This is a genomic window from Rheinheimera marina (assembly GCF_042654345.1).
GTDB classification, from domain to species: domain Bacteria; phylum Pseudomonadota; class Gammaproteobacteria; order Enterobacterales; family Alteromonadaceae; genus Pararheinheimera; species Pararheinheimera marina.
The window spans coordinates 205,785-229,104 of the sequence record NZ_JBHSGB010000002.1; the positions used below are offsets into that span (position 1 = coordinate 205,785).

The 23,320-nt window shown below is 52.7% G+C and carries 26 protein-coding genes; 6 read left to right on the top strand and 20 right to left on the bottom strand.

The features are described from left to right. The first annotated feature begins 18 nt into the window (after nucleotides 1–18). Nucleotides 19–1,146, top strand: a complete 1,128-nt coding sequence (locus ACFO3I_RS02930; RefSeq protein ID WP_377331609.1) for a serine hydrolase domain-containing protein — start codon at nucleotides 19–21, stop codon at nucleotides 1,144–1,146. Continuing rightward, nucleotides 1,143–2,051 (top strand): alpha/beta hydrolase, encoded by a 909-nt coding sequence (locus tag ACFO3I_RS02935; protein WP_377331611.1) that lies wholly within the window; start codon nucleotides 1,143–1,145, stop codon nucleotides 2,049–2,051. The genes ACFO3I_RS02930 and ACFO3I_RS02935 overlap by 4 nt, the downstream gene beginning before the upstream one ends. A 95-nt stretch (nucleotides 2,052–2,146) precedes the next feature. Here ACFO3I_RS02935 and ACFO3I_RS02940 read toward each other — a convergent pair whose 3' ends face one another. The 8 genes from ACFO3I_RS02940 to ACFO3I_RS02975 form a co-directional block, all read right to left on the bottom strand. Continuing rightward, complete coding sequence (locus tag ACFO3I_RS02940) at nucleotides 2,147–2,827, bottom strand: alpha/beta fold hydrolase (RefSeq protein WP_377331613.1); 681 nt, start codon at nucleotides 2,825–2,827, stop codon at nucleotides 2,147–2,149. Nucleotides 2,828–2,919: 92 nt separating this feature from the next. Next, nucleotides 2,920–3,303, bottom strand: coding sequence for a YbaN family protein (locus ACFO3I_RS02945; protein ID WP_377331614.1), 384 nt, complete (start codon nucleotides 3,301–3,303; stop codon nucleotides 2,920–2,922). Between the two features lie 64 nt (nucleotides 3,304–3,367). Continuing rightward, on the bottom strand, nucleotides 3,368–4,204 hold the full coding sequence (locus ACFO3I_RS02950) for an SMP-30/gluconolactonase/LRE family protein (RefSeq protein WP_377331615.1): 837 nt from the start codon (nucleotides 4,202–4,204) through the stop codon (nucleotides 3,368–3,370). A gap of 30 nt (nucleotides 4,205–4,234) precedes the next feature. Continuing rightward, nucleotides 4,235–5,188, bottom strand: coding sequence for a glycosyltransferase family 2 protein (locus tag ACFO3I_RS02955; RefSeq protein WP_377331617.1), 954 nt, complete (start codon nucleotides 5,186–5,188; stop codon nucleotides 4,235–4,237). Between the two features lie 101 nt (nucleotides 5,189–5,289). Beyond that, complete coding sequence (locus ACFO3I_RS02960) at nucleotides 5,290–5,862, bottom strand: hydrolase (RefSeq protein ID WP_377331618.1); 573 nt, start codon at nucleotides 5,860–5,862, stop codon at nucleotides 5,290–5,292. A 15-nt stretch (nucleotides 5,863–5,877) separates the two neighbouring features. Further along, entirely contained in the window at nucleotides 5,878–6,483 is a 606-nt protein-coding gene (locus tag ACFO3I_RS02965) for a redoxin domain-containing protein (protein WP_377331619.1), read from the bottom strand. Next, entirely contained in the window at nucleotides 6,480–8,543 is a 2,064-nt protein-coding gene (locus tag ACFO3I_RS02970; RefSeq protein WP_377331620.1) for a protein-disulfide reductase DsbD family protein, read from the bottom strand. The genes ACFO3I_RS02965 and ACFO3I_RS02970 overlap by 4 nt, the downstream gene beginning before the upstream one ends. A gap of 93 nt (nucleotides 8,544–8,636) precedes the next feature. Beyond that, nucleotides 8,637–9,542 carry a LysR family transcriptional regulator gene (locus tag ACFO3I_RS02975; protein WP_377331622.1) on the bottom strand — a complete coding sequence of 302 codons (906 nt, stop codon included), beginning with the start codon at nucleotides 9,540–9,542 and terminating at the stop codon, nucleotides 8,637–8,639. Nucleotides 9,543–9,642: 100 nt separating this feature from the next. On the opposite strand from ACFO3I_RS02975, the gene ACFO3I_RS02980 reads away from it, so the two are divergent. Both ACFO3I_RS02980 and ACFO3I_RS02985 read left to right on the top strand, forming a co-directional pair. Then, complete coding sequence (locus tag ACFO3I_RS02980; RefSeq protein WP_377331624.1) at nucleotides 9,643–10,383, top strand: SDR family oxidoreductase; 741 nt, start codon at nucleotides 9,643–9,645, stop codon at nucleotides 10,381–10,383. A 143-nt stretch (nucleotides 10,384–10,526) separates the two neighbouring features. Continuing rightward, complete coding sequence (locus ACFO3I_RS02985) at nucleotides 10,527–11,210, top strand: hypothetical protein (RefSeq protein WP_377331626.1); 684 nt, start codon at nucleotides 10,527–10,529, stop codon at nucleotides 11,208–11,210. Here the strand turns inward: ACFO3I_RS02985 and ACFO3I_RS02990 are convergent. From ACFO3I_RS02990 to ccoG, 5 genes are all read right to left on the bottom strand, one after another. After that, complete coding sequence (locus tag ACFO3I_RS02990) at nucleotides 11,199–11,642, bottom strand: hypothetical protein (RefSeq protein ID WP_377331627.1); 444 nt, start codon at nucleotides 11,640–11,642, stop codon at nucleotides 11,199–11,201. The genes ACFO3I_RS02985 and ACFO3I_RS02990 overlap by 12 nt on opposite strands. A 140-nt stretch (nucleotides 11,643–11,782) precedes the next feature. Continuing rightward, nucleotides 11,783–12,415: a thiol:disulfide interchange protein DsbA/DsbL gene (locus ACFO3I_RS02995; RefSeq protein WP_377331628.1), complete on the bottom strand. Its 633-nt coding sequence runs from the start codon at nucleotides 12,413–12,415 to the stop codon at nucleotides 11,783–11,785. A gap of 11 nt (nucleotides 12,416–12,426) precedes the next feature. Further along, a complete protein-coding gene (locus tag ACFO3I_RS03000) occupies nucleotides 12,427–13,062 on the bottom strand; it encodes a thiol:disulfide interchange protein DsbA/DsbL (RefSeq protein ID WP_377331630.1) in 636 nt (211 codons plus the stop codon). A gap of 45 nt (nucleotides 13,063–13,107) precedes the next feature. Continuing rightward, nucleotides 13,108–14,088, bottom strand: a complete 981-nt coding sequence (locus ACFO3I_RS03005; protein ID WP_377331631.1) for a serine/threonine protein kinase — start codon at nucleotides 14,086–14,088, stop codon at nucleotides 13,108–13,110. A 116-nt stretch (nucleotides 14,089–14,204) separates the two neighbouring features. Further along, nucleotides 14,205–15,626 (bottom strand): cytochrome c oxidase accessory protein CcoG, encoded by a 1,422-nt coding sequence (gene ccoG, locus ACFO3I_RS03010; RefSeq protein ID WP_377331632.1) that lies wholly within the window; start codon nucleotides 15,624–15,626, stop codon nucleotides 14,205–14,207. Between the two features lie 289 nt (nucleotides 15,627–15,915). Here ccoG and ACFO3I_RS03015 point away from each other — a divergent pair, with 289 nt between their 5' ends. After that, on the top strand, nucleotides 15,916–16,284 hold the full coding sequence (locus tag ACFO3I_RS03015; RefSeq protein WP_377331633.1) for a hypothetical protein: 369 nt from the start codon (nucleotides 15,916–15,918) through the stop codon (nucleotides 16,282–16,284). Between the two features lies 1 nt (nucleotide 16,285). Here the strand turns inward: ACFO3I_RS03015 and ACFO3I_RS03020 are convergent, their stop codons facing one another. The 7 genes from ACFO3I_RS03020 to ACFO3I_RS03050 form a co-directional block, all read right to left on the bottom strand. Continuing rightward, the gene (locus ACFO3I_RS03020) at nucleotides 16,286–18,376 is read right to left on the bottom strand and encodes a peptidase domain-containing ABC transporter (RefSeq protein WP_377331635.1); all 2,091 of its coding nucleotides are present in this window, start codon (nucleotides 18,374–18,376) and stop codon (nucleotides 16,286–16,288) included. Between the two features lie 22 nt (nucleotides 18,377–18,398). Then, a complete protein-coding gene (locus ACFO3I_RS03025) occupies nucleotides 18,399–18,671 on the bottom strand; it encodes a hypothetical protein (protein WP_377331636.1) in 273 nt (90 codons plus the stop codon). Nucleotides 18,672–18,726: 55 nt separating this feature from the next. Further along, nucleotides 18,727–18,942: a hypothetical protein gene (locus tag ACFO3I_RS03030; RefSeq protein ID WP_377331637.1), complete on the bottom strand. Its 216-nt coding sequence runs from the start codon at nucleotides 18,940–18,942 to the stop codon at nucleotides 18,727–18,729. A 20-nt stretch (nucleotides 18,943–18,962) separates the two neighbouring features. Continuing rightward, entirely contained in the window at nucleotides 18,963–19,178 is a 216-nt protein-coding gene (locus ACFO3I_RS03035) for a hypothetical protein (protein ID WP_377331639.1), read from the bottom strand. Between the two features lie 19 nt (nucleotides 19,179–19,197). Continuing rightward, nucleotides 19,198–20,445 carry an HlyD family secretion protein gene (locus tag ACFO3I_RS03040; RefSeq protein ID WP_377331640.1) on the bottom strand — a complete coding sequence of 416 codons (1,248 nt, stop codon included), beginning with the start codon at nucleotides 20,443–20,445 and terminating at the stop codon, nucleotides 19,198–19,200. A gap of 149 nt (nucleotides 20,446–20,594) precedes the next feature. After that, complete coding sequence (locus ACFO3I_RS03045) at nucleotides 20,595–20,885, bottom strand: hypothetical protein (protein ID WP_377331641.1); 291 nt, start codon at nucleotides 20,883–20,885, stop codon at nucleotides 20,595–20,597. A 95-nt stretch (nucleotides 20,886–20,980) separates the two neighbouring features. After that, entirely contained in the window at nucleotides 20,981–22,573 is a 1,593-nt protein-coding gene (locus tag ACFO3I_RS03050) for a S9 family peptidase (RefSeq protein ID WP_377331643.1), read from the bottom strand. Nucleotides 22,574–22,644: 71 nt separating this feature from the next. On the opposite strand from ACFO3I_RS03050, the gene ACFO3I_RS03055 reads away from it, so the two are divergent. Then, nucleotides 22,645–23,022, top strand: a complete 378-nt coding sequence (locus ACFO3I_RS03055) for a hypothetical protein (RefSeq protein WP_377331644.1) — start codon at nucleotides 22,645–22,647, stop codon at nucleotides 23,020–23,022. Nucleotides 23,023–23,320 lie beyond the last annotated feature (298 nt).

A 23,320-nucleotide genomic window follows, 5' to 3' on the forward strand; every position in this document is an offset into this window, starting at 1 on the left:
ATCACTGAGGAGTACAGCATGACGAAACGCAGATTTCGTGCTGGTGTGATTGGACTGCTGAGCCTGCTGGCCACTCCAGCACTGGCGCAGCTTAGCCAAACCGACTTATTACAAGGCCTGGACCAGGAGTTCAGGCTGGCTTTAAACAAAGCCAAAGTGCCCGGCGGCGCTTATGCCGTGGTGCAGAATGGCCGCATTGTGTTTACCGGCGCTTATGGCGTGCGGGAAGTAGGCAAACCGGACAAAGTAGACGCCGATACGGTATTCCGGCTGGCGTCGGTGTCGAAAACCTTTACCGGCGGCCTGACCGTGCTGGCATCGCAACAAGGGCGGTTAAAACTGAATGCCCCGCTGGCGCACTATGTACCGGGTTTTCAGCTCGGTAGCGAACGCGACACTAAAGCCCTGACGGTGGACCACGTGGTCAGTCAGGCCAGCGGCGTGATGCCCCATGCCTTTGAGAACTTACTGGAAGATAACCAGACACCAGAGCAAATTTTGCCGCGTTTTAAGCTGCTGAAAACCAGCTGCACACCGGGCCGCTGTTACAGTTATCAGAACATTTTGTTTGGGCTGCTGGAACAGGCACTGCAACACAGCACAGGCCTGCCGTACCCGGATTTGCTGCAGCAGCGCATTCTGGGTCCGCTGAAAATGCAGACCGCCTCGGTGGGCTATGCCGGTTTTCTGGCCACCCAGAACAAAGCCATGCCACATCACAGGGCAGGCAAAGGCTGGCGGCCTGAACAGGTGAAACCGAATTTTTATTGGGTGAGTCCAGCGGCAGGTATTAATGCCAGTGCCACCGACCTGGCTAAATACCTGCTGGCGATGCTGGGCCACCAGCCGAAAGTATTCAGCCCGCAAGCGCTGGACGAGTTACGCAGCCCGGCAGTGAAAGTGGCCAACAAACCGCGCTGGCCAGTGTGGGAGCAATACAAAAAGGTGTCGACCTGGTACGGCCGCGGCTGGCGCATGGTGCAATACGACAACCACCGGCTGTTTTATCACGGTGGCGTAGTGGACGGATACCGGCCTTACATTGCCTACTCACCGGAAAAGGACATAGGCCTGGTGCTGCTGACCAATGCCGAAGCCGATGTGACCGGCAAAGTCGCCAAATGGTTTTGGGGAGAAGTGCTATGAAGCTTTGGTGCGCCATGCTGCTGGTTTTGGGCCTGCAGGCTCAGGCTGAACAACCTGCGTTTGCCGAGGTTCCATTGCCAGACACTCAGGTTATTGAACTACCAGACCCCAGCAGTGGCCGCCAGTATCAACTCTGGCTGGATTTACCAGCCTCTTACCAGCAGGACAAAGACAAACGCTTTGCGGTGCTGGTGTTGACTGACGCCAATTACGCCTTTCCACTGGTGCGCAGCATTAATAACCGGCTGGGTGCTGGCGGCCAGAATATTGAAGACTTTATTCTGGTGGGGCTGTCCTACGCTAAACAAGACAATGCCACCGACAGCCGTAGCCTCGACTACACACCTACCAATGTGCGGGCCAAAGCCAAACCCGAATCCCGCTATGGTGCTAAGGCCTATGGTGGTGCTCCAGCCTACCAGCAGTACCTGAAAACTCAGGTGCTGCCTTACCTCAGCCAGCATTACCGGGTGGATCCCAAGCGGCTGATTTTTGTCGGTCACTCTTTCGGAGCCTTGTTGGGCAGTCAAATTCTGCTGACTGAGCCGCAACTGTTCAGTCATTATGTGCTGAGCAGTCCGTCGTTATGGTTTGATCAGCATTGGGTCTGGCAACAGGAAAAACGCTATGCGCAGAGCCATCAGGACCTGCCCGCTACCGTGCTGTTGTACGCCGGTGCTTATGAACAACAGGGCCCTACAGCCCGGCATTACAAAACCAACACATTGAATATGGTGGCGGATATGCAGAAATTCGCTGCCTTGCTGCAAAGCCATCAGTACCCATCGTTACAGCTCAGACAGCAGGTGATCGCAGACGAGGACCATTTGTCGGTATTCCCACGCATGATCAGCGACGCGCTGCTGCAGTTATTACCAGGCACAGGGCCTTACACACCGGGTTAAGCACGCCGCCACCGAATGGAGACCAGCGCAAGAAGCAAACTCAGATACTGCACCACTCCCGAACAGACAGTATGAAGTGCAGTATAAGTGACATCTTATTTGATGAATTGGTATTGCGTGCTGGCCGTGTCGGTTTGCAGTGCAAAATGGCCCAGCACAAAAGTACTGGATCCATTCTCGCCCCAGATACTGCTGCTGTGGGCGCCATACACCAGGCAAGTGCCGGTAGAACAGACGATTTGGTCGCTGTAACTTTTGATCGAATAGACCCGGTTGCCAAAACGCACACCGTACAGGCTATCCAGAAATGGGCTGCTAACCGACAACCCGTAGGAGCCACAGGTACTGGTCAGCACGTTGTAAGGGTAAATACCGCAGCTGTATAAACCGCGAAAAGCACCAGCAACACCGACAAAGGCATCCACCTGACTCTGCACACCGAGTTTGGTAATTTGCTGCGCAGCCAAAGTCGCGCCCATCGAATGACCTATCACGTCAATTTTTCCGGTGCAGGAACTGGCCAGTGCATTTTGAACAGCGGTTCGCACCGGCGTTTCTTCGCTGCCATTGTGATCGTTACAGGCGGCGCAACTGCTACCCCAGGCGGGCCGGTAAATGTCAGTACTGCTGTAGCCTTTGCTAAGCAGTAAGTTGTAGGTGTTATTCCAGCTGGATGGACTGGCGGAGTTGCCGTGCACTAAAACCACAGCGTCCAGGCATGCAGCACTCAGGCTGTGGCAGCCCAATAACAACAGTGCGATCAGGATTTTTTTCATTGTTATGTCCTTGGTTGTCCGGGCGATTTGCCCGCCACAACCATAGTCAGGCCTGAGCCCGCCCGACATAACACTTTGGTGCAGATAGGACTTTAGTGCTGCCCGTCGCTGACTTCCGGTCGGCACCATAACCAACAGCCAACCGCCAGCAATAGTAAAGGCACCGCAGTTTTCAGCCCAAATGGCGCTGTGGACAACCACAACAGCGCCACACTTAGCAGCATCATCACTGACGCCAGCCATTTGGCTTTGCGCGGTACTGCCCCATGCTCTCGCCAACGCCGCACCGGCGGGCCAAATTTGGGGTGCTGCAACAGCCACAGCTCAAAGGCGGGCCAGCCTTTACCGGCCGCCCAGGCCGACAGCAATAAAAAAGGTACTGTAGGTAAACCCGGCAACGGAATGCCCAGCAAGCCAAGCGCCAGACTGCAAAGCGCTAACACCCGCCAAAACAATGTTTTACTTAATTGCCACATGCAGAAAAATCAGTAAATCCGGTGGCCGCAGTATGCCGTTTATCCGCCACTGCGGCCAGCAGCTTTAATGGCTCAACCGGTAGATTTTCAGCGAGTTGGCGTTAAAGGTCGGCACATAAAGCAACGAGGTTGCCGCGTCATAGCCAATGTCGGCGGTATTAAATTGTTGTTTGCTGTCCAGCAACAGAGTGAGCACGCCATCTGCACTGAGGTGATACACAAACCCCACCCAACAACTGATGAGAAAGCCGCCTTCTTGCAGCGGTTCGACGCCATCAATATTGGCGGCAAAACCTTCGGCCAGCAGGGTGCGTTTGCCGTCTTGTTGCAGCAACAGCAATTGCTGACCCGAACCCACCACCAGACCCTGAGCTGTGGCTTTCAGGCCATTAGCCGATGAGATGTCCTGCTGCCATAGTGCCAGTTTGCCGTGCTGTAACCTGTAGATACGATTTGTTCTGGTATCCGACACATAGACCAAACCAGCAGCATCGACCGTCACATCATTTAAGAACACCGAATCTTTAGCCGGGTAGCGCTGAATAATGGCCGCGGTCGTCAAATCCACTTCCACCAGCTCGGTCAGGTCGGCAACAAACAACGAATTGCCGCGGATCGCCATGCCTTTAGGTGCATTGAGCCCACGCAGCCAATCCTGTTTAATCATGGCGCCGTCGCTCCCCAGCAACGCAACGCCTCCCACTCCGTCCATTGCCGTGCCAGCGCCGTCAATTTCGGAAACCAGCAGCCGGGTTTCAGCTCCGTGCTGCCATACCAGAGCAGATTCAGGCACCCGTAAGTTTGCAGTTTCAGCGACCGGCTTTAAATTGGGCGCGGCCATTCCCAAGGCAGACCATGGTGTTACCACGAACAATGCAGCTGCTAACAATGTAAATTTCATAAAGCTCCCTGTTGTTGGATGTCTGGCGCTTTAACGCTGAAAACGCCGTTGAATCACTGCAACAGAGTGCCACAACTGCCATTTTTTTCGCCAGGAAAAACCCCTGCCCCAGCAAAAACGCCTGGCCAACTGCTGCAGCTGGCTGGCCATGGCTGCCGTCTGTGCGTCAGGCGCAGGTTGCTGCAGTTGCCAGCGATACAACCAATACGCCAGGTGCAATAACATTAGCCGGCGCGCCCGCTCAGGAAGATCAGGGTAGAGGCCAGCCTGCAACTGACTAAAGAAATGCGCCAGCTGCAACTTGTGCCGCTGGTTAACCTGAAAGGACAGACTGGCCGGATGCACGCGGTAGCCATAAAGCGGCAGCCGCAGGTGATAAACCCGCTGGCAGGCCAGGTAGAGCGCCGGTAACGCCATCATATCTTCGCAATAGCCAACAGCGGGCGGGAACTGAAAATCAGGCATCACCTGACGCCGGTAAATTCGTAACCAGGGAAACCATTGGTTTCTGCTGGCAACATCCAGCAGCGCCTGTCCGGCCGGCAGTTCACCGGCCCAGCGGTGTAAATAGCGCGCTTTGCTGCTTTGCAGTTGCTCTGGCTGATGAAAGCGCCGATACCCCAGTTCAATCAGATCAGGTTGTTCAGAGCGGATCGCTTGCAGCACCTGGTCGATATAACCGGGCAAAAGTAGATCGTCAGCATCGACAAAACCAATGTAGGAGCCAGCGGCATGCCGGATCCCCTGATTACGGGCCACGCTGACGCCGGCATTGGCTTGCTGCAACAGCAGATAACAAGGCCGGTGCCCGCTGTGCTCCATAAAGCCCTGCACCAGCGCCACACTGCCATCGGTGGGACCGTCAGCCACCAGCACCAGCTGGACTTCAGGGGTTAGTTGCTGGTCGATGCTTTGCAGCAGTGGCAATAACCAGGTTTCGGCGTTAAAAAAAGGAACGACCAGAGATAACAGCGGCGGAGGCATCCACGGCTCCTTGCAAAAAACTGCAGTCTAGCAAGCCGCAGCTGAACCCAAGCCTGCTCTTAACAACTTCACACCAAAAGCTGCAGTTTTTTACCAGTACGTTAGCGGATCCAGCCTTTGCTGATCTGGCGGAAGGTATCGGTGCCCGCCCGCTGCAACCATTCAAATGCCAGCATCTCTTTGCTGATCAGCACCACTCCAGCCTGCTGCATACGCTGCAAGGCCAAACCTTTGTTCTGCTCAGTACGCGACCCTACCGCCTCGACCACCACGAACACCTGATATCCAGCGGCCAGCGCGTCTAGTGCAGTTTGCAGCACACAGACATGAGTTTCGGTGCCGAGTACCACTAACTGGCGACGACCGGTTTCCGCCAGCCGTTGACGGATATAGGGTTCTTTAAAGGCGCTGAAATGAATTTTTTCCAGCACCGCAGGCTCTGGCACCAACTCAGCCAGCGTCGCCGCTGTTGGCCCCAGCCCGGCCGGGTATTGTTCGGTGGCGAACAACGGCACGCCCAGCTGCAAGGCGACCTGTAACACCCAGGCCGCTGCTTGCTCCACAGCTTTCCCATCTGCAATGGCCGGCGCCAGCTTTTGCTGGATATCCACCAACAACACCAGACTTTCCCCGGCGTTCAGCAGCGCAGCACTTGGTGTCCATGGATTGCTCATGACTGACCATCCTTGTTAGTCGGCATACTTAATACTGCAGCCATAAGGCCGGCTGACCGCAGGTTTGGCAGCTTCCCCCGCCAGTACCGCTGTGGCTGCATTGGAAAAATAAGGGGTGGCTTTGACGATATCTTCAACTTTGGCAGACGGAATGCTGTCGATACCGCCCATATACTGCAGCACACCTTTGGCATCAATCACGTACATATGAGGTGTGGTCTTGGCATCAAAGGCTTTGCCCACAGCACCGCTTTCGTCAAACACCACGGCTGTTGGTGCCGCATTGCGGCTTTGCGTCAGTTGCTCGGCCTGCGCCGGACTGACATGGCCTTGCTTCCCCGGCGCAGACGAAATCACCGACAACCAGACCGTATCGGCCTGTCCGGTAAACTCACGCTGCAACGCCTGCATATTGCCCTGATAGTGCTTTTTTACAAAAGGGCAGTCGTGATTGGTCCATTCCAGTACCACGGTTTTGCCGGCAAAATCCTTCAGGCTGTGGCTCTGCCCTTTGCTGTCGACCAAGGTGAAGTCTGGCGCTGTTTGACCTATCTGCGGCATAGCCGACACCAAAGCGGCACATAACAAGGCAGGCAGAACAGCGAAAATTTTTAGTTTCATGGTGTATCCCCTTGAGTTGATGTCTTGCTGCTAAGTTGTTCCAACGCCTGACGCACCGAGTCCGGCGTTAGGATCTGCGGCAATAGTTCAGGTGGCTGACCGGGCCAATACAACACATACAAAGGTACGCCATCCCGCTGAAATTGCCGCAAATAGCTGGTAATGGCCGGGTCTTTCCGCGTCCAGTCGCCTTTGAGGTACTGTACGTCGTAGAGCTTCATCGCAGCTCTGGTGCTGTCGGTATTGAGGGCAACCCGCTCATTGACCAGGCAGGTGATGCACCAGTCGGCGGTCATATTCACTAACACTGGCTTTCCTTGCTCCAGCAATTGCTGCATGCGTGGTTCAGACCAAGGCTGACTATGCTCCATACCAGCTTCGGAGGCTGAAGGCGCCGCCAGCTGAGGTAACAGCAGTGCAGCAACCCCCAGCAACACAGCAGCAGCCAGGCGGTTTTTCTTCTGCTGGCCAAGCTGCACCAGCCCGACAATCCAACAGGCTGCAACCAGTGCCACCACCCCCACCAGAGCCAGCGCCATCGCATCCAGCCCCTGCTGCCGGCCATAGACCCAGAGCAGCCAGACCACACTCAAATACAAAGGATAGGCCAGCCATTGTTTTAACCTTTCCATCCAGGCGCCAGGCTTCGGCAACCGGCGCCCCAAAGCGGGCCAGAACGCCAAGGCAACAAAAGGCAGCGCCATGCCCAGTCCTAAGGCAGCAAAAATGGCAACAGCAGACCAGGCCGGTTGAGTGGCGGCATAACCCAAAGCGGTGCCCATAAAAGGAGCCGTGCAGGGGCTGGCCACCACCACCGCCAGCATGCCAGTGAAGAAAGCACCGTGCGCCCCGGACCGCCCGGTCAATGACTGACCTGCATTCATCAATCCAGCGCCCAGTTGCAGCACACCAGACAAACTCAACCCCAGCACCAGCAGCAAATACGCCAGCCCCAGTACCACCCAGTCATTTTGGAGCTGAAAACCCCAGCCAATCAGCTCACCTGCCGATCGCAGGCTTAGCATCAGTGCGGCCAACGCCATAAAACTCAGCACCACACCGGCACAGTACCAGAGAGCTTCCCGTTGGGCGGCCTGTGCTCCGGCATTCTGCTGCGCCAGACTGATGGCTTTAAAGCTCAGTACAGGAAACACACAAGGCATCAGGTTCAGTACCAGACCACCGGCAGCGGCCAGCACTAACATCCAACTCCACTCTAACCAGTCCGTCGCCTGGGTTGGTGCTGGAGTGCTGAGCTGGCGATTAAATGTCAGTATGGTGCTGACAGGCCCGGCGGCGGTGTGCAGCACCAGCGGGATCTGTGCGGGGGCCACACTGAAGTAAGTATTTTGTGGCTGTCGCAGCAGCAGCTGGCCATCAACCCAGTCAATTTTTTGCGCCGCCGCATGGTCCACCAACTCGGTACCACCGACAAAAAATGCGCTGACGTTCAGATCTTCCGGCAGCGGCAGTACCGCAGAAAAGGTGCCGTTTTGCACTTCAAACCGGCCTTGTTGTGGCAATGGTTTTGGCAGCCGCTGGCGCGCCAGTTCAAATAAAGCACTGTGATCTTTACTCAGCTCAGCAACGGTACTGACCGGCAGCTTCAGCTGCAGCACCGCTTCAGACGGAATACAGATTTCGGCACAAACCAGCCAGTCCACTTTGGCAGACAGCGGCAGCCATTCGCCCTGAAAGTCCGGGCTTAGCTGCAACTCTGTCAGCAAAATAGTGGGGCCTTCAAAGCCGTAATTCACCAGCGGCGGCACCTTGATGGCTTGCGGAGATGGCCATTGGATGGGGCCGGCGCTGACTCCATCTGGCAATGACCACTCAATACTGGTCGCCAGACCCGAATCGCCTGGGTTCAGCCAGTAGGTGTGCCAGTGTTCAGTCGGAATAAAATGCAGCGCCAGTGTCAGCTGCTGGCCTGGGCGGACTTGCTGGTAGTCACTGACCAATTCAGCTTTCAGCTCAGTCGCCTGAACCCAACCGGAACTTTGTGCCCAGGCGGCAGGGAGCAGCAGACTCAACCACAAAATAAAAACAGAAATTCTCACAACCCGGCTCTGGTGCAATAAAAGGTTCTTTACAGTCTACGGGGTTTTTCCTTTACCGATCAGTCACCAACCGCAGCAGAGCAGCCGTTTGCCTCAGCCTGGATCTGACCAGTCTAACAAGCTAAGCTGCCGCACCAAGTGGTCATAAAGCAAGCGGATCCGCTCCGGCACAGGCCCCCGCTGCGGGCGGTACACCGACAATGGCCAGGGGTCTGGCTGGTAGTCGGCCAGCAGCCGGATCAGGCGGCCGTCACGCACCGCCTGGTGAGCGGTAAAGTTGGCCAGCTGCCCAATGCCGACGCCGCAGAGCACCGCATCCAGCTCAGCTTCGGCTTCCGTCACCAGTAAACGGAACTGTCGGGGTTGCCAGTGTTGCCCCTGCCGGAAATACCAAAGCCAGGGCCGGCCTGTGTTGACGTCCATCATGCCGGTCAGCGGCCAGTCGGCCAGCTCGGCAGGGTGCTGCGGCTCAGCGCGCTGTTGCAGCAAAGTCGGGCTGGCCACCACCCACATACTGACAGCTCCCACAGTGCGGGCAATAAACCTGTTGTCGCGGATCACGCCGGCCCGGACTCCGATATCAATCTGATCATCCACCACGTCACTGAGCTGATCGGTCAGCCGGATATCCAGCTGAATAGCCGGATGGTCCAGCATAAAATTGTTGAGCACCGGCATCAGCACCTGGCGCATCGAACGCGGTGCCGTCAGCCTGACCAGGCCTTCCGCCTCTTTCGGCTGCTGCTGACGCCGGTTTAACAAGGCATCCAGCTGTTGCAACTGCTGCCGGGCCTGCAGCGCAAACTCTTCGCCAAAACGGGTTAACCGCACATGGCGGGTACTGCGATGAAACAGCAGCTCGCCTAACTGCTGTTCCAGTTGCTGCACAGCACGGGTAACCGCCTGTGGCGACACCGCCAGCCGGTGCGCGGCGGCTTTGAAACTGTCGGCTTCGGCGGCCGCAGCAAACAGCCGCAACAGCTCCAGATTGTTTGCCACGTTTATTCCTTGTTTTGGAATTATGAAATCAAGATATTTCCATTTTTTGTTGTAGTCGAGCTTTTTATACTGCTTAGCAATTCAACAGAGGAGACTTAGCATGACGATTGTAAACAAAGTTGTATTGATTACTGGCGCCAGTTCGGGCCTGGGTGAAAGCACCGCTGAACACTTGGCGGCCAAAGGCGCAAAACTGGTGCTGATCGCCCGTCGCGAAGACCGCCTGCAGCAACTGGTCAGCCGGATCCGCGCTGCCGGTGGCGACGCTGTGTACCAGCTGGTGGATGTGACCAAAGCCGAAGAGCTGCAGAGGGCAGTGCAACTGGCGGTCGCCACTTACGGCCGTTTGGACGTGATCATTAACAACGCGGGCCTGATGGCCATAGCGCCAATGAGTGAAGTCCGTACTGACGAGTGGGACCGGATGATCGATATCAATATCAAAGGGGTGCTCTATGGTATTGCGGCGGCCTTGCCGGTGTTCCAGCAACAACAAAGTGGCCATGTAATTAATATTTCCTCTGTGGCCGGCATCAAGGTATTCAGCCCGGGCGGCACAGTCTACAGCGGCACCAAATTCGCCGTACGGGCCATCAGTGAGGGCTTACGCCATGAAGTTGGCGGCGCTATCCGCACCACCATTATTTCTCCGGGCGCGGTAGATTCTGAGCTGAAGCATGGCAGCGCACACGCCGCCAGTGCAGAATTTGTCGAAGACTTCTACAAAAATAACGCCATCCCTGCCAGTTCAGTGGCCCGGGCTATCGCCTATGCCATTGAACAACCGGCCGATGTTGATATCAGCGAAGTGGTGCTGCGCCCGACCGTGCAGGATTTCTAAGCCTGCACCAGCAAAGAGGCCACCCAAAGTGGCCTTTTTTATTTGAGTTTTCAGCTATTCCTGTCGCTCTGATGTCTGGTGCTTTTAACCCTGCCAGTCGGATTTCCAATGTGATAATACTTACATCGCTGCCAACACCAGCTATGCTTGCAGCCACGAACAGCTTTAACTTTGGCTTCTGGATGCGGTTGCTCAGCCTGACAACTCTGGTATTGCTGTGGTTCGGATTTCAGCCCCTGATGGCTTGTGAATTTTCTGCCAGTCTGGAGCAAGATTGCGCGCAAAAACTGGAAGCCCGGCTAACCGGGCCGTTAAAACTGCAACGCAGCAATAATCTGCTGCACCTGCCAACTCAACAACAGGCGCTGGCTTTTCCTGTGGTCCCTTCCCGCAGTACCGATGAATACACCGAACCTTATGTGGTGGCTTATTTAAAAGCAGTCCGGCTGGCCGTGGTCTGGGTCTATGAAAACAAAGGCCGCAGCGTGTATCTGGTACAGATGCAAAGCGGCGAACAAACTCAGGTGAATGGCTTTCCGCTGGTCTCACCCGACCAACGACGGCTGCTGGTGTATTCCGAAGCCACCACAGAAAAAGACAATGCCAAACTGCTGGCCATATACCGACTGACAAAAACCGGCAAACTGACGCCTGAATTAGCGCTAAGCGGAGATGACAACCGACTGCAACCCTGGAACCCAATTGACGTGCACTGGCAAAGCCCGACCCAGGTCCAGTTCATCCGTTTATACGATTCGGCCGGGCAACCAATGCAGCAAAAGCATTTGCTGGAGTTCTCTAACCGCCAATGGCGCTTAGTGCAATAACGCAGTAGGCTCAGGGTTTATCCATACCACTGGCTTGCCACTGCAGTGCTGGCGCCACTTCAGTTGCTGGTAATCCTGTCGCAGTGCTGCAGTTTGCGTCAGCACAGCCAGGGCCGCCGGATGCTCTGCCGCCATCTGTTCAGCACCCCGCTCAAACCAATGCAAGGCCTGACGCAAGATACGCTGCCCGCGGCGCCAGCGTTTTTGTCTGGCGTAAGATTCCGCCAGATTCCGAACGGTCGCCGCCAGACAAAAGGTTGGTAAACAGGCCTGCTCCTGCGCCAACTCAGCCGGGCATTCGATAAAGCAGCTGTGAAACCAGATAGGCCACACATCTTTCAGTGCTTGTTTATAACACTGCTCTGCCTGTGCCGGTTGATGGGCCGCCAACGCCTGATTTCCTGCCTGCATTTGTTGTTGCCAGTAATCCATTTTAGACCTCATTTGAGAATTACTCGCATTTAGTCTGCCTGAACTGACAAAAGTTCACCAGCCCTGCAGTGGGGATTCGTCCTGTTTTGTGCAAAAAAGAAAGCCGGCATTCAGCCGGCTTTCGTCCACCCAAACAGAGGTTAGTCTTTTTTCGCCAGCAAATAGGCGACCAGTTCATTCAGCTGCTGCTGAAAGTGCGCGGAGTCCAGCTCACCAAACTTCACCTGGTATTTGCCATTCACGATCAGCGTTGGGACGCCTTTCAGCACTTCGGCTTTGGTGTAAAAGTCCTGGCGGTCTTTTACAGCTTGCGCTTCCGCCTGAATTTTCGGGCTGACCAGTCCGGCGTCATACACCATTGCCGGTACGTCATTGACCAGCATCAGGCTACGAATGTCGTGTGCATTGCTAAAGCTGGCCCGTTGCTGATGAATGTAATTAAAAATAGCGTCGGCAATATGGTCGCCCTGGCCCACACTTTCAGCGACCAGAAAGGCTTTACCCAGCTCAGCCTGCACTTCAGGTGGCGCCGCCCGCAGAAAATCCACATGGTTACGGATCAGTTTCTGCCCTTTCGGCAAACTCTTATTCAGCTCTTGCGCAAAAGGCTCAAAAGCGCGGCAGTGCGGGCAGTAAAAGGAGAAAAACTCCACCACTTCCGGCGTGGCAGTTTTCGGCGTGCTCAGCACCTCATAGTGCTTGCCGGCTTCAAACTGGGCTGCAAAGACCAGCGATGGCAACAGCACCAGCGAAGCAACTAAAGTTCTTAACATTATTCAGCCTCTTATTTCAGGGTCAGCAGGTAGGCGACCAACTCGTTGAATTCTTTCTCCTGATTGTCACGGCTCAGACCCTGGTTCAGGATTTTGTATTTGCCATTCACTACAAAGGTCGGCACGCCAGTCAGCACACGGCGGTTAGTCATGTTGTCCTGGTCTTTTTTCATCTGCTTAGTCGCACCCACCACAGTGAAGCTTTTAATGGCTTTGTCGTAGGTTGCAGCGTCGATACCCAGACCCACAATCACCGCTTTAATGTCATCGTCCGAGGCAAAAGCTTTGCGGTCGACATGAATATGGTTAAACAGCGCGTTGGCCGCTTCATCGCCTTTACCCAGGTTTTTCGCCACCAGATAGGCACGCACAACAGTATTCTGAATTTCCGGGCTGGCGTGGCGCAGGAAGTCGACATGCACTTTTTTCAGCTCAACCCCTTCAGGTAATTTTTTCTCCAGCGCCTGCACTTTGGTTTCAAAGCCAAAACAGGCCGGGCAATAAAACGAGAAAAACTCTTTCACTTCTGGCTTGGCAGTGGCTTGCTCCGCAATCACTTCATAATGTGTGCCTTCTTCAAACTGTGCGGCCAACGCCGACAGTGGCAGAAGTAAGGCGCCTAAAACCCATGTTGCTAACTTCATCATTCGTAGTTCCTTGGTATTCTTAATAAAATCTACTGTATCAAAACTTTACCATTGCGGCATCAGGCTCAGCGGCGGCTCATCACAGCGTTTGAGCTGTTCGTCCAGCACCTTCAGTTGTTGCTGCCAGTATTCCGGGCTGTTAAACCAGGGGAAATGACGGATAAAGGCCGGATCTCCCCAGCGCTGCGCCAACCAGGCCATATAGGACACCTGACGCATAGCCCGCAGCGGCTCAATCAATGCCAACTCTTTGGCCGCAAAATCACAAAATTGTTCATATTCGTCAAGCAATAAGCCCAACTGCATTTGTTGTTCGACCCTGTCACCATGTAACAACAGCCAGAGATCCTGCACCGCCGGACCCATTCTGCAATCATCAAAATCAAGCAGCATGACCTGCTCATTCACCCACAACAAATTGCCCGGATGGCAGTCGCCATGCAAGCGGATAGAGCATTCAGGCCGATACAGCTGACCGGCCTTTTGCTGCAATTGTTGCAGCACGGCGGCAAAATGCTGTTCCAGTGCCTTGGGCACAAAACCGCTCGACAGCAGCAGATCCGCACTTTGCTTTAGCATCTGTTCGGCACTGAACGCTGGCCTGTGGGCAAAACTGCGACTGCCAGCCACCTGATGCAATCGTCCAAGCAAAGCACCGGTTTGCAGTAATTGTTCGTCCTGATCTGCCTCGAACTGACGCCCGCCTAAACTGGGGTAAATGGCCAGATAACTGCTCTGATAAGCTAACACGTACTCACCATCCCGTTGCACGGCTTGCGCTACTGGAATTTCGGCAGCCACCAACTCGGCGACAAACTGATGCTCTTCCTGCAGCTGGGGCAACGACCAGCGCTCTGGCCGGTAAAACTTCACCACCCAGTTTTTCCGATCCTGGTCTTTAAACTGATAAACACGGTTTTCATAACTGTTCAGCGGTAACAGACCTGAAGCCACGTCAAAGCCATAATGCCAAAGTGCATCCAGCATAAAATCTGGTGTGAGGTGATCGAAATGAAACTGACTCATAGAGGTTGGCATCAGAGCAAAGGTGGTCGCATCATACTGGGTTTAACCGCAAGGACCAAGCCCTGTAAGGCCGCATCCAGAGCTGCAAACCTTAAGGCCTGCAGCTCTGTTTTGTCTTAACGTGCAGAGAAGAATTTACTGCCCTGACTTAAGGTAACCTCTGGCTCGTCTTTGTCTTGCAGCACAAACTCGATATCCAGCACTGGTTTATTGGCATGAACAGGGTCAAGCGCCAGACTGATTGGCAAGTTGGCCGTTTCGCCGCCCTGCACTGTCAGCTCCTGATCACCAATCCAGTTCAATTCATCAATACCACTGACGGACAACAGGTAGGTTTGTTCAACCTGAGATTTGTTAATAATTTTCAGTGTGTAGGTGTTTTCTATCAGGCCTTCGTTGGTTTCACGGTACAAAGCACCGCGGTCCCGCACAATATCCATCATCACCGGCTTGCGTACCACGAGGGTCCAGCCAAAGGCGGCGCAAACGGCCAACAGCACCAGGAAATAACCAACCAGTTTGCCACGCACCACTTTGGTGGTCCGGCCTTCCAGACTGTGTTCAGTGGTGTAACTGATCAGCCCTTTGGCGTACCCCATTTTGTCCATAGTGTCGTCACAGGCATCAATACAGGCGCCACAGTTAATGCATTCGTACTGCAGGCCGTTACGGATATCAATGCCGGTCGGGCAAACATGCACACAGAGGTTGCAGTCAATACAGTCGCCCAGCCCCTTGGTTTTGTAGTCCGCGTCTTTGCGGGAACGCGGCCCGCGGTTCTCACCGCGTTTAGCGTCGTAGGTGACGGTAAAGGTATCTTTATCAAACATAGCGGACTGGAAGCGGGCATAAGGGCAAATATGGGTGCACATAATTTCGCGCATCCAACCCGCATTACCGTAAGTACAAAACATAAAAAACAGCACAGACACCACAGCCCAGAAGCTGGCGTCGAAGCTAAAGAAATCGACAAACAACTGAGTGACAGGCGTGAAGTAGCCGACAAAAATCAGTGCTGTTAACAAGGAAAACGCCAGCCAGCAGAAATGTGTGAGCGCTTTTTTCCAGACCTTGCCTGCAGTCCAGGGGTCTTTGTCCAGTTTCATCCTGTTATTGCGGCTGCCCTGAATTTTTTCTTCAAACCAGATAAAAATAAAAGTCCAGACGGTTTGCGGACACAGATAACCGCACCAGACCCGACCATAAAAGGTGGTCACAAAAAACAGCGCAAAGGCGCCGATCACGAAGATCCAAGCCAAAATAGTGAAATCCTGTGGCCAGAGAGTCATACCAAAGATATTGAATTTCTGTTCAACAATGTCGAGCAAAATGGCTTGTTGACCATGAAATTGCAGCCAGGGCAGTAACATGAACAGCCCCATAAAGATAAAGCCCATGTTACGGCGCAGACGTTGATGAAGGCCTTTTACTGCCCGCACGTATATGCGATCCCGCGGGTTGTATTTGTTCACTCCGGTGTCAGTTTTATGCACTTTGACATCCACCGGAATATTCTTGATATCTATTTTGTTATCCACGCCCATACCTCTTACCACCAGCTAAGCATCAGTCTAGCAGGCGATTCATTGCGCCTTGTTGACTCAAAACAAAGCTTGATTGTTTTTTTGACCCCAATCAGCTCTGCAAAAACTGAACCAGAAGGCTCCATTATATAACACGATGATCTGTATTGGGTTTTAATACGTTAAGTGGAGGTGTCGCTGTCAACAACATTGACAAGCCCCCTAAGTATTGACGCAGAGGTTCACAGTGGCAGCGGCGGTGTACTGTGTTATAACCAATACAAGGCTTCGGATAGAATCTGGTATGCGTAAATTTCTGCTGTGCTGTTTGTTACTGGCCCTGCTGCTGACCTTTTATGATCACCCCAGGGTACTACCTTATTCAGAACCTGTGCTCGACTGGCTGGCTGAACATATTTCATTGCCGGCACAAAACAACGGTTCGGTCATCACCCGCAAAGTGCAAAAGGCGTTTTATGCCATAGGTCAGGATTATGGGGCGGGCCAGCAAGAGGCGTTGGCCAGAGCCAGCTCCGATCTGGATACTTTACTGCAGTTCCAACACAACTATTGCCAGAATGGCGACTTCCACCCGGCTCTGTTTGGTGAAGCCATGGAGCGGGCCTGTAAAGTCCTGAAGCAATACCCTGGCTTAGCCAAGCTGAAACTCTAAGTCAGTGACTACGATTGTGTTGCAGCTGCTGCCTGACACAGGCAGTGACGTCGCTGAGTTTGCCCCGCTCCAACAGGTATACCCGGTCTGCATTCAGAATAGTTTGTGGCCTGTGAGCGATGACGATACGGGTCAGCTGAAGCTCACCGATGGCCTTGTTAATCTGCTGCTCTATTGCACTGTCCAGCTGACTGCTGGCTTCGTCCAAAAACAAAATTTTTGGTTTTCTGTACAAAGCGCGGGCCAATAACACCCGCTGCTTTTGTCCACCAGACAGGCTACTACCCATATCTCCAACCAGCGCATTGTAGCCCATCGGCATTTGTACAATGTCCTGATGGATCCCTGCCAACACGGCGCAATGCACCAACAAGTCCCAATCAGGTCTGGAATCAAAGGCGCAAATGTTGTCGGCCAAACTGCCATTCAGCAGCTGATCATCCTGCATAACAGCCGCCACCTGAGCCCGGTAATGTTTTAATCCCAGGTGCCGGATATCAATGGAATCTGCAGTCACTGAACCAGAGTCGGCCACTGCCAAACCTAACATCAGTTTCAGCAAACTGGTTTTGCCGCAACCGGATGGTCCGACAATAGCAATGTGCTCACCGGCGGCAACCTGCAGCTGCAGATTTTGAAACAACAGAGGTTCGGTTGCTGCATAGCGGAAACTCAGGTTGTGTAGCTGCAATTGGCCGGAAATAGCACGAAAGCTGGCGTCGCCGCCGTCTTGCTCCTTAGCGGTCAAAGAAATATCCGCCAGCCGCTGCAAATGCAGACTGACCATGCGCAGCTCAATTAAGCGGTCAATCAGAGCAGCTGTGCGGCTACTAAACTGGTTTTTGTAAGCCAGAAAAGCCAACAACATCCCTACCGTCATTTGGGTTTGGAGCACAGCCCAAGCCGCCAGATAGACCACCAAAATATTCTCAAGACCAAACAGTAGTTGTTGCGCGGTGCTGTACCCGATCTGCCAGCAACCGAGCCGGTACTGTTGATTGACCGCATCGGCATAGCAGTTTTGCCACTGGCTTAATCTGTTACTTTGCTGACCAAACAACTGCAAGGTTTGGATACCCCGAACGGTTTCCATAAAGTGGCTTTGCTCTTTGGCTTTACTGACAATACTGGCTTCTGTGCGGTACTTTAAAGGTTTGTACAAAGCCAGCCGCAACAAGGCATAAAGCAGCACAGCACCGCACACCACCATCGCCAGTTTTGGGCTATACAAATACATCATCAGCAACACCGATAACGCCATCACCCCGTCGACAACAGCCTCCACTAAGCTGCTACTTAACTGCTCACGGATACTGTCCAAAGAGCCAAAACGCGAAACGATATCGCCCATATGGCGTTTTTCAAAAAAGCTGACTGGTAAATGCAACAGATGCCGGAACAAATTGGTAGCCATCTGAAGATTCAGGCTGGACGACAGATGCAACACCACCCAACTTCGCAGCGCAAAAGTCAGGTTTTGTAATAGGAGCAATAAACCAAAGCCAAGAGCCAATACCAACAGCAGTGGGGTATCATGACTGACCAGCACTTCATCCACCACCAGCTGGCTGTAATAAGGCGCAGCCAATAAAAACAGCTGCAAAATCAGTGATAAAAGCAGTAATTTGGCCAGTGCAGGCCCGAGCCCTGCGCTCTGCTGCCAGAACGAATTTAATCCTAAAGACTGACGCTCATCTTTCGGTTGAAACTCGGCCGTCGGCGTCAGTTCAAGCGCAATGCCGGTGAAGCTCTGGTCCAATTCCTTTAGCGGCACCAGTCGCTGACCTTGGGCCGGATCACAAATCAGAGCGCCCTGGCGTCGCACTCTGAGCAGCACGACAAAATGATTCATGTTCCAATGCAATATGCAGGGCATTCGCAGCTGCTTAATCTCATCCAGCTCCAGCTTTAATGCCCGGGGAGCTAACTGTAGTTGATCAGCCAGCTGCATCAATTGCTGTAAGTTGGCACCTTTCAACGATACCGGATAGCGGCTGCGCAGCGCAGGCAAATCTAACTTTAGCCCATAGTGCCCTGCCATCATCGCAAGACAAGCCAACCCACATTCCGCAGCTTCAGATTGATAAATCATTTAGCATTCCTTGCTAACTAGCTCAACACTCCTGAGAGATATCTTCTAACAGTTGTGCAGTAAACTTCAGCCCAGTGCCATGTTTCTTCCGGTAATACCTTACAGCTTCGGATTTACTAACTTTATATAAATCCATCAGTTGCATATCTTCAATACGAACATTTTCTGGGTCATCCGCTTTGCGCTTCTTTCTGTCTGACAAATGTGCCAAATCCTTTTTTTCTGACTCCAATGCCATCCAGTGTATAAAAAACGCAAAAGCCAAAATCAGAAACACCCAATAGTAATCACTCATATTTTTTGCTCCTGACAAGGAGCGGGGATGATTGAAGATCCCCACTCCGTTTTTCTCACTGCATCATCTGATAGCCGGCATAAAATGCCAGTATTACCATAGCTCCAGCTGCAAATGGCGCTGCACCAAACGCAGCAAATACACCAATTGATCCCAGTGAGCCGCCAAACGTGGATGAGCCTATACCCAAAGCTACCCCTATCGCGGCACTACCTTCACCAAACCCTGCACCTTGCACTTCAGCAACCTGCCGTTGAGTTAACTCTATCATGGCCTAACCTCCCTGCTTCTTTAACTAGCCATCTGGTAGCCGGCATAAAGGGCCAACCCCAACATGACTGTTACAGTCAGAGGTGATGAAGCAAATGCCAATCCTGCACCAACCATACCCCAGCCTGAGCCAAATGATGCACTACCGATACCGAGGGCTAGCCCTGCAGCTCCTGCTCCTTGTAAGAAACCACCACCACTCACCTCTTGTACTTCATTCAGTTGTAACTCTTTCATATCTTCTCTCCTTGAAAGTTCAGAGCCTGCCTCGCAAGCTCACCAATGGCTCAAATACCCAAGCCAACAGGCTACGGTTTTCGAGCACCACATCAGCGCTAAGCAACATGCCAGACTGCAACGGCACCTCATTGTTGTATGCGCGGATTGATTGGGATCCCAGTTGTACCTCCACTCTGTACACTGGTTCCTGAATAGAAAGTGGCATGGCTATGTCCCCAGGTAACACTATGGCCTGGGCGGTTTTTATCACTTTGCCTTGAAAAGTCCCGAAACGTTGGTAGGGGAAAGCATCAAAGCGCAAACGCGCCGCCTGCCCAGGCCGGACAAAACCATAAGCACGGGTTGGGACCAACAGTACAGCAGTCAACTCTGAATGTAGCGGAACCAACGTCAGCAGAGAACCTCCGTTCTGGACCTGACTGCCTAGCTCAGCCCATAAACTGGTGACCCGGCCAGCCACAGGTGCAGTTAACACCAGTTCCTCATCCGCTTTGAGCTGAATACTCTGTTGCTGCAGCTGTGCCAGCTCTTGTTGCAAACTGGCCTGTTGCTGCGCTTGTTCAGATGGTAGCCGGGCTAACTGGCCAGTTAATTGCTGCTGGTAATTCAGTTGATTTTGCTCATTGCTGATGTGTTCGCTGAGCAGTTGTTGAAGGCTAAAAATCTGTTCTTGTTGGTTTTTGATACTGTCCTGACTGACAGCTCCCTGATTCCGCAATTTTTTAAGGTCATTCAGACGCTCGCTCTGAAGCTGAATACGTTGCTCGGTTAAACGCTGCTGATTTCTGATCTGTTCCAGCAACAACAGTCCACTTGCCAGTCTGGCCTCAAGTTCTTGCTGTTGTTGCTGGTATTGCTGGACTAGCTGTTGATATCTGAGTTGCAGCAACTGGCGCTGCTGGACAATGCCCTGCAACAAAGTTTCTGCCAGACTGCGGCCGCCCTCCAACTGCCCTTGCACTCTCAGAGCCAGTAGAGGCTGCCCTTGCATGACTACAGTTCCGTCCTGCACCAAGAGCTGACTGATCACGCCAGAGCGTGGAGCACTGATGTGCGACTGGCCAGAGATGGGCTTCAGATAACCCGCCACAGTTTCACGCCGGTCGAAAGATGCCTGACTTAAAAACAACAAAGCCAGACTGACAGCTGCGACAAGTAATAGAGTAAGAAGACTGGCCGAGACCGGCTGTAAAACCACGACCGAGCCTTCCAGCCGCGAACTTTGGTGTTGTACTGCATGAGGGCGAAACAATCCTTGTGTCATAGTCCGTGCCTTCAGTTTACGGCGACGACCAACAACCACCCATTCAGTTAACAATAAATTTACTCAACAAAGCGTCATTCTGCAAAAAAACTGAGGCTATTTTGCAGGCAAAAAACCTAAGGCGCTTATTTAGTGAGGAATTTAATACTTCAAGATAAATATAGCGCTAACCCCAGGCAACCAAGCGCAGCACCAATCAGCACAGCTGAAAAAGAGTGCCAATACCAAGGCTGCCTGAGAAAAACCGTCAGGTTCAGATTAAGTTCCTCCGGCCTGAACAACGTCGACAGTAAGGCCAGCAACAAGGCTAAAGAAGAATAAAATCCCGATTGTTCAGCTGAATAGTTCGTCAGACGGTAAGCAGAATGAAGGATCAGCAACACCAAAAACAACGTCTTTGCCGCACTCAATGGCCATAAAGGTTGAATGTTCTTTTCCATGAACCTAAGCTCCTATATTCGGGCTTCAACCTTGAAACCCTGAATACAGGTATGAGTGGTTAGTCACGGGCTGTCAATAAACCAGCTGTTCCTTCTCAGCCATTGCTCTTGTGTTTATTAAACCAATAAGTGATATAGGCAGGCTTGGCCATCATATTGCTCGGACGGATGTGAATGCCGTGCGAGGCTCCAGGGATCCGCACCATAGCTGTTTCAACGCCGCGTAACTGCAATGCCTGATAGAACTGTTCTGTTTCAGAAATTGGAGTCCGGTGGTCCGATTCGCCAGTCATTAACATGGTTGGTGTTTTTACATTGCCAACGTAGCTGATTGGGGAATGTTTCAGGTAATGTTGCGGGTTTTCCCAGGGCATCGCGGGAAACCAGTACTGACTGAAGTAGTTATACATATCGGCATTCAATACAAAACTAAACCAGTTAATCACCGGATTTACTGCCACCGCCGCCTTAAAACGGTTGGTATGGCCGACAATCCAGCTGGTAAGCAAGCCACCCCCACTGCCTCCGGTCACAAAGAGCTGCTCTGGGTCAATGAAGCCTTTCGCAATAGTGGCATCCACGGTATCCATCAGGTCGTTGTAGTCCTGACTTGGGAAGTTATGATGGATCAGATTCGCAAACTCCATACCATAACTGGTACTTCCGCGCGGGTTCGAATAAAGCACAACATAACCCTGGGCCGCCATCAGTTGCAGTTCCATTGCAAACACTGGCCCGTACGCTGTATGTGGTCCACCATGTATTTCTAAAATCAGCGGGTACTTTTTACTGCGGTCAAAGTTTGGCGGAAGAATCAGCCAGCTTTGCAGCTTGCGTTGGTCGACGGACGACGTCACCCAAAACTCTTCAACGTCGCCGATATCACGTGCCAGCTGTAAATCCTTATTGAGTTCCGTGAGCTGCTTGGTGCTGCCATTTCTAAAATAGCCCAACTCGGCTGGCGCTTTAGCCGACATCTTTGTGTAAGCCAAAGCCCCATTACCTGAGACGGAGAAACTCCCTCCGGTATAAGGCCTGCTGTACGAGCTGCCGCCAAGCTGATCCAGCAGCACCTTGCGCTTACCTGATAAAGGCTGTAACGCTATTTTTCCTTCAGCAGCATCGTCATATTGAATATAAAGCTGCTCACTGTCCGCAGCCCAGGCAAAACTGTCGATCGAGCGGTCGAGATCTGCAGTCAGCCCTCTCACTGCACCAGAGGCGAGATTCCGCACGTACAATTGATCAGCCTGATGCGCAAGTTTCTTATCGTCGTAACCCAAATAAGCCAGCCATTTACCATCAGGTGACAAGGCTGGGCTATGGTCAGGCCCAAAACGATCCGTAATTTGTTTCAGCTGTTTTTCGGCCAACGTCAGCTGATAAATTTCACTGTTTTGCGCCTGCGCCCTTTTATCATCCTGGCGATTAGCTGAAAAATAAAAAGATTTACCATCTGGTTGCCAGCTGATTTTTCCGCCGTGCTCAAACTCGCCCTGAGTTAATTGAATAGGTGTGCCGCCATCAGCGGACATCAGATAGAGTTGTCGATAGCCGCTGGCCAAATAACCCCGGCCATCAGCACGGTATTGCATGGTATCAATATAAATGGGCGCTTTTGCCCACCCATTCTGTTCAGGTTTACCTGGTAACTGCACTGGGTTTACTGCTTTCTTTGGGGTAAACATCGAAAACACCAGCCATTTCCCATCCGGAGACCAACTCAGATCTGAAGGGGAACCAGGCAAATGACTAATTTGTGCAGTTTGCCCCGTATCCATCCAACGTAAATGGATTTGCGGGCTTCCCGACGCAGCGGAAATATACGCCAGCTTTTGACCATCTGGCGACCAAAGAGGAGAACTTACATCATCTTTTTCAGCAACCAAAGGGCGTAACTGTCCGTTTTTTGTGTCTGAAAGCCACAATGAGCCAAGTCGTTTATCCTGAACCTGGTCAAATCGGTTTCGCACAAAAACTACGGCGGAACCATCCGATTTTATTTGCGGCTCGGATACATACTCCAGCTGAAACACATCTTCATATTGAAGTGGTTGCCCTGCATGTGCTTCAAAAGATCCCAAAACAGCAAAAGCTGTCGCCAATACACTGTAGTGCAGTTTGTTTTTCATCATAATTTTCCTCTGCAATGAACTGAAGATAGTGCTTGGCTTTTCAGTACTTGACCAGAGCAAGTGCGTTTGAAGTCTAAAAATGTCGGATAGTGAGGAGTAAGAGAGCGCGATAGCCGCTACATTTGCTGCTGTTTTAAGCAAACTGCACATAAAACAACAGTAGCAGCCAAGCTCAAGCATGGTTTTTGAACTAAAAAAGCAAAAGCCCGCTCTTATGAGCGGGCTTCTTAGCATTGGGAGCCTGGCGGTGAACTACTCTCGCATGGCAAGCGCCACACTACCATCGTCGCAGCTGCGTTT

Bases quoted from the DNA above. Each gene is read 5' to 3' on its own strand.
- ACFO3I_RS02930 (WP_377331609.1), top strand. From the start codon at position 19: ATGACGAAACGCAGATTTCGTGCTGGTGTGATTGGACTGCTGAGCCTG.
- ACFO3I_RS02935 (WP_377331611.1), top strand. From the start codon at position 1,143: ATGAAGCTTTGGTGCGCCATGCTGCTGGTTTTGGGCCTGCAGGCTCAG.
- ACFO3I_RS02940 (WP_377331613.1), bottom strand. From the start codon at position 2,827: ATGAAAAAAATCCTGATCGCACTGTTGTTATTGGGCTGCCACAGCCTG.
- ACFO3I_RS02945 (WP_377331614.1), bottom strand. From the start codon at position 3,303: ATGTGGCAATTAAGTAAAACATTGTTTTGGCGGGTGTTAGCGCTTTGC.
- ACFO3I_RS02950 (WP_377331615.1), bottom strand. From the start codon at position 4,204: ATGAAATTTACATTGTTAGCAGCTGCATTGTTCGTGGTAACACCATGG.
- ACFO3I_RS02955 (WP_377331617.1), bottom strand. From the start codon at position 5,188: ATGCCTCCGCCGCTGTTATCTCTGGTCGTTCCTTTTTTTAACGCCGAA.
- ACFO3I_RS02960 (WP_377331618.1), bottom strand. From the start codon at position 5,862: ATGAGCAATCCATGGACACCAAGTGCTGCGCTGCTGAACGCCGGGGAA.
- ACFO3I_RS02965 (WP_377331619.1), bottom strand. From the start codon at position 6,483: ATGAAACTAAAAATTTTCGCTGTTCTGCCTGCCTTGTTATGTGCCGCT.
- ACFO3I_RS02980 (WP_377331624.1), top strand. From the start codon at position 9,643: ATGACGATTGTAAACAAAGTTGTATTGATTACTGGCGCCAGTTCGGGC.
- ACFO3I_RS02985 (WP_377331626.1), top strand. From the start codon at position 10,527: ATGCTTGCAGCCACGAACAGCTTTAACTTTGGCTTCTGGATGCGGTTG.
- ACFO3I_RS02990 (WP_377331627.1), bottom strand. From the start codon at position 11,642: ATGGATTACTGGCAACAACAAATGCAGGCAGGAAATCAGGCGTTGGCG.
- ACFO3I_RS02995 (WP_377331628.1), bottom strand. From the start codon at position 12,415: ATGTTAAGAACTTTAGTTGCTTCGCTGGTGCTGTTGCCATCGCTGGTC.
- ACFO3I_RS03000 (WP_377331630.1), bottom strand. From the start codon at position 13,062: ATGATGAAGTTAGCAACATGGGTTTTAGGCGCCTTACTTCTGCCACTG.
- ACFO3I_RS03005 (WP_377331631.1), bottom strand. From the start codon at position 14,088: ATGAGTCAGTTTCATTTCGATCACCTCACACCAGATTTTATGCTGGAT.
- ACFO3I_RS03015 (WP_377331633.1), top strand. From the start codon at position 15,916: ATGCGTAAATTTCTGCTGTGCTGTTTGTTACTGGCCCTGCTGCTGACC.
- ACFO3I_RS03020 (WP_377331635.1), bottom strand. From the start codon at position 18,376: ATGATTTATCAATCTGAAGCTGCGGAATGTGGGTTGGCTTGTCTTGCG.
- ACFO3I_RS03025 (WP_377331636.1), bottom strand. From the start codon at position 18,671: ATGAGTGATTACTATTGGGTGTTTCTGATTTTGGCTTTTGCGTTTTTT.
- ACFO3I_RS03030 (WP_377331637.1), bottom strand. From the start codon at position 18,942: ATGATAGAGTTAACTCAACGGCAGGTTGCTGAAGTGCAAGGTGCAGGG.
- ACFO3I_RS03035 (WP_377331639.1), bottom strand. From the start codon at position 19,178: ATGAAAGAGTTACAACTGAATGAAGTACAAGAGGTGAGTGGTGGTGGT.
- ACFO3I_RS03040 (WP_377331640.1), bottom strand. From the start codon at position 20,445: ATGACACAAGGATTGTTTCGCCCTCATGCAGTACAACACCAAAGTTCG.
- ACFO3I_RS03045 (WP_377331641.1), bottom strand. From the start codon at position 20,885: ATGGAAAAGAACATTCAACCTTTATGGCCATTGAGTGCGGCAAAGACG.
- ACFO3I_RS03050 (WP_377331643.1), bottom strand. From the start codon at position 22,573: ATGTTTACCCCAAAGAAAGCAGTAAACCCAGTGCAGTTACCAGGTAAA.